Source organism: Sodalis-like endosymbiont of Proechinophthirus fluctus (genome assembly GCF_001602625.1).
Lineage (GTDB): Bacteria > Pseudomonadota > Gammaproteobacteria > Enterobacterales > Enterobacteriaceae.
In genome coordinates this window covers 1-2,950 of the sequence record NZ_LECR01000026.1, presented here as the reverse complement: position 1 = coordinate 2,950, position 2,950 = coordinate 1, and the positions used below count along the sequence as shown (strand labels likewise).

Genomic DNA, 2,950 nt, shown 5'->3' with positions numbered 1-2,950 from the left:
GATGTTACCCTGGCCGCTGTGACTGGGTCGCAGCGAGGGCGTCTGGTATAAAATTCCAGTCAAGTCTGGCAATAGTTGTTGGGCATAACGGATTACGCCGCGCCATCCGGATCACTTTACTGACGCAGCGGCAGTGGCCTAGCGGCCCGGTAACATCCCTCGATAGGTGCGGCGGTATGCTTGCTAGTCGGACACTTGGCCGCAATGAGCGCCCAATAGGAGAATAAGCCTTTTGTTCTGTCAGCCTCTTGGTGCCGCTCGTTTTCTTCTTTAGTCCAGTCCAGCCATGGAATAAGCTTGCGTCCTGCACGCACGAACAGGTCTTGGTTCAGCTGGCCAGTATGAATGTAGCTCTCTGCCGTCTCCCAGATGGCGTACAGCTAGAGTCAGCAAAGAAACGCTTCCGCCACCGGCGAGCGACTAAGATACTGAAACAGTATCGCTTAGTTCATTCCTTCGTCGCTCAACCGGGAAAGATCGTATTCCCGCGGTGCCCACAGTAACGTACCCGTGTTCAGCATCGTCAACAGCTGGTCGCTGCGGGGGATCCTATAAGCATATTGCGCAGCAACAGGTTGCAGTATACCAGAACAACCATCATTGAAGTCTTCAAATAGCCGTAGCAAACACTACCGGATACGGAACAGCAATACCCGATCGTCATGGGAAAGCAATGGCGGCGAGACTTTACGACCATATCACCTCGATCCGCTGTGAATACTATACAAGCCAGCCATTCTCCTATATTGTCGACGGTCCCTACCAGGCTGTAGCTATTGATCGAGTGCCAGGCGAGAATGCCATCGACGATTGCTCCTAAAACTGCTGCTAGCCTTCTGGAGTGCTGGTTGGCGCCTCGACCGGCACGCCCCGCAGTCGTTCCATTAGCAGCAGCTCTTTCTTTGTATGGGGATATTGGGATAGAATGAGGCCATATGGCATCAGCAGCCGTATCTCGCCTTCCCCCGGGCCAGCATCGACAGCTTGTAGGCTTCCTGCTGGGCAATAACCAGAGCACAAATATCTTTTCGCCACCAAGTAACGTGCATGCGTACATAGCCGTACGTAGCGTACGTAACGTACATAGCGGTACATAGCGATACATAGCGTACAAGTAGGCATAAGGTTGCTCGTTAGTGTGTTTAAGTCGACTCAACAGCCCCTCTAAAACGGGGCTTACTCAACTCATAATTGTTCCATGACATCGCTAACCTCATGTTCGGCACAGGATTAAACCAGAGCGCGCCGCATGGCATATCAAATATCATAGGGAGGATCAGCCTAAAAAACGTCGCGTTAGATCAAATAAAGGCGGGAGGGAAATGGGCGCGGAAATCTCGATTGGTCTCTGCGCCGTACAAGCTCGGGACAGTTACTCTAGTTGCTGCTGCAACAAACGAACCTGCGCCAGCTCTTCCGGCGTGTCCACGCCCATGCCAGGCGCTGCGCTTGCCATCGCGACATGTATTTTTTCCCCATACCACAAGACTCGCAACTGTTCGAGAAACTCAATCTTCTCCAGCGGGCTGGCCGACCAGCTGACATAGCGGCGGATAAAGTCGGTGCGGTAAGCATAAATACCAATATGACGCAGCAGACCGTGTGAGAGGTGCTCCCGGTTGCTGGCAAACCCTGCGTGATCCCAGGGAATCGTAGCGCGTGAGAAATAGAGCGCGTAGCCGCGCGCATTGACCACTACTTTGACCGCGTTAGGGTTGAATACCTCTTCCGCAGTGGTGATAGGGACCGCCAGTGTGGCTATACCAGCATCGGCGCCTGGCAGATTTTCCGCCACCTGCCGAATGAGTTGCGGCGGAATAAGTGGCTCGTCCCCCTGCACATTGACGATTATCTGATCGTCAGAGAAGTCATATCTATCGATGACCTCATGGAGCCGCTCGGTGCCGGACTGATGATCGGGAAGGGTCAGACATACTTCGCCGCCAGCCCTCTCAACCGCCTCGACTACACCGATATGATCGGTGGCGACAATGACCCGATCGGCGCCGGAGGCTTGTGCCCGTTCCATAACATGCACTACCATGGGTTTGCCGTTGATATCGGCCAGCGGCTTACCCGGCAGTCGGTTGGAGAAGAAACGGGCGGGAATAATGGCGATGAAACTCATTAACTAGTCTCGTCCAATGTGATGGCTCGCGCTTCGCTCTCTAGCAGCACAGGGATACCGTCACGCAAGGGGTAAGCCAGTGCATCGGACTTACAAATCAGTTCCTTTCGTTCTTTGTTGTAATAAAGTTTGCCGTTACAGACTGGGCAAGCAACGACTTCCAATAGGCGATGATCCATAATTCCTCCAAGAGGGGCACACCTGCGCAAGGGATGATGGTACAGAGAATAGCATAAGCGGCACAGGGCCGGGAATCACCACTGACAACCGTTGCGCCTATCGCAGCATTTGTTAATGATCGTCATTTTCTTATGCAGATATTATTGATATGTAGCCGGCGAAGGAGTGGTATTTTTATGAAATTAATCATAATTAATAACATTTATAATACAGGCATGCCATAAAAAAGTTAAATAAAATCATTGCTATATTCTCTAATTTTAGCCGCTAAGCAATAGAAGACCATCGCTCTGACGGCCCTATTAAACCATGTTAGCCAGGCCGTTTGTTTTCTTCCTCTGGCCGGCACTGTGCACACCACTGGGTGTAGAATATCTGTACCTTTCCCCAGGGTGCCACGAGTTAACTGTCCCCTGTTACCATACTAGGTATCCGCACCTAGTCCCAAGCGCCGCGCGTTACGTTTTTGCACCACCGTCCGCGCCTGACCTATAGCGTCGGATGGCCTGCTCAACCGACGCCAGCAAACTTTGCTGTGCCCCCTCGGGTAGTCGTGCATCGACCGGTAGATACCACCAATTCGCGCGGGCGAAGGAGCTACATTTGACTGCGTCCTTCTCGGTCATCAGCAACTGTTCATCC

Annotated in this window: 5 protein-coding genes; 1 reads left to right on the top strand and 4 read right to left on the bottom strand. The window is 52.4% G+C overall.

All coding sequences use genetic code 11. The features are described from left to right. Positions 1-673 precede the first annotated feature (673 nt). Positions 674-820 (top strand): hypothetical protein, encoded by a 147-nt coding sequence (locus tag BG74_RS20410; protein ID WP_439895653.1) that lies wholly within the window; start codon positions 674-676, stop codon positions 818-820. 121 nt (positions 821-941) lie between these two features. On the opposite strand, the gene BG74_RS20405 is transcribed toward BG74_RS20410, so the two are convergent. The 4 genes from BG74_RS20405 to BG74_RS03275 all read right to left on the bottom strand — a co-directional run. Further along, positions 942-1,085: a hypothetical protein gene (locus BG74_RS20405; RefSeq protein ID WP_439895652.1), complete on the bottom strand. Its 144-nt coding sequence runs from the start codon at positions 1,083-1,085 to the stop codon at positions 942-944. A gap of 287 nt (positions 1,086-1,372) precedes the next feature. Further along, positions 1,373-2,128: a 3-deoxy-manno-octulosonate cytidylyltransferase gene (gene kdsB / locus BG74_RS03285; RefSeq protein WP_066596594.1), complete on the bottom strand. Its 756-nt coding sequence runs from the start codon at positions 2,126-2,128 to the stop codon at positions 1,373-1,375. Further along, complete coding sequence (locus tag BG74_RS03280) at positions 2,128-2,307, bottom strand: Trm112 family protein (RefSeq protein ID WP_066596593.1); 180 nt, start codon at positions 2,305-2,307, stop codon at positions 2,128-2,130. Before BG74_RS03280 ends, kdsB begins: the two co-directional genes overlap by 1 nt. 459 nt (positions 2,308-2,766) lie before the next feature. Then, the coding region (locus BG74_RS03275) for a tetraacyldisaccharide 4'-kinase (protein WP_187202556.1) at positions 2,767-2,950 on the bottom strand (184 nt) is incomplete at its 5' end.

Excerpts from the sequence above, each read along its gene's own strand:
- BG74_RS03280 (WP_066596593.1), bottom strand. The coding sequence starts at position 2,307 with ATGGATCATCGCCTATTGGAAGTCGTTGCTTGCCCAGTCTGTAACGGC.
- kdsB (WP_066596594.1), bottom strand. The coding sequence starts at position 2,128 with ATGAGTTTCATCGCCATTATTCCCGCCCGTTTCTTCTCCAACCGACTG.
- BG74_RS20410 (WP_439895653.1), top strand. The coding sequence starts at position 674 with ATGGCGGCGAGACTTTACGACCATATCACCTCGATCCGCTGTGAATAC.
- BG74_RS20405 (WP_439895652.1), bottom strand. The coding sequence starts at position 1,085 with ATGTACGTTACGTACGCTACGTACGGCTATGTACGCATGCACGTTACT.